This is a genomic window from Vibrio sp. ABH4_348 (assembly GCF_056159765.1).
Genome location: NZ_JBSWVW010000008.1, coordinates 1 through 558, shown reverse-complemented (window position 1 = coordinate 558; position 558 = coordinate 1). Strand labels below are relative to the sequence as shown.

Below are 558 nucleotides of genomic sequence, written 5' to 3'. Positions count from 1 at the left end.
ACTTTCTAACGATTCTCAGGGACTAAAACTAAACCACATACAGGTTAACGAAGTGGTTTGGATTGTTTGTCCAAAAATAGTTAGAGAGTGGTGGGCGATACCGGGCTCGAACCAGTGACCCCCTGCTTGTAAGGCAGGTGCTCTCCCAACTGAGCTAATCGCCCACAATGTTTTACTTCTAGTGAAGAAGTCAAGAATGGTGGAGCTAAGCAGGATCGAACTGCTGACCTCCTGCGTGCAAGGCAGGCGCTCTCCCAGCTGAGCTATAGCCCCATCTTGAGATTTTCTCTTGAATTATTGGTGGGTCGTGCAGGATTCGAACCTGCGACCAATTGGTTAAAAGCCAACTGCTCTACCAACTGAGCTAACGACCCATTTCTTTTGAAGTATGTCTTCAAGAGAAGATGGTATCCCGTAGGGGAGTCGAACCCCTGTTACCGCCGTGAAAGGGCGGTGTCCTAGGCCTCTAGACGAACGGGACACTAAGCAGTAAGTGTTGGGCACTTACCTGTAAACTCTTTACATCATAAACCATCAATCTGTGTGAACACTCATCGC

At 48.2% G+C, this 558-nt stretch carries 4 tRNA genes; all 4 read right to left on the bottom strand.

Annotation, left to right across the window (positions count from 1 at the left end):
- Positions 1 to 88 precede the first annotated feature (88 nt).
- Positions 89 to 164: transfer RNA gene (locus ACXAFJ_RS20355), tRNA-Val, on the bottom strand.
- A gap of 33 nt (positions 165 to 197) precedes the next feature.
- Positions 198 to 273 (bottom strand) — tRNA-Ala (locus ACXAFJ_RS20350).
- Positions 274 to 298: 25 nt separating this feature from the next.
- Positions 299 to 374 (bottom strand) — tRNA-Lys (locus ACXAFJ_RS20345).
- A gap of 31 nt (positions 375 to 405) precedes the next feature.
- Positions 406 to 481, bottom strand: a tRNA-Glu gene (locus ACXAFJ_RS20340).
- Between the last annotated feature and the right edge of the window lie 77 nt (positions 482 to 558).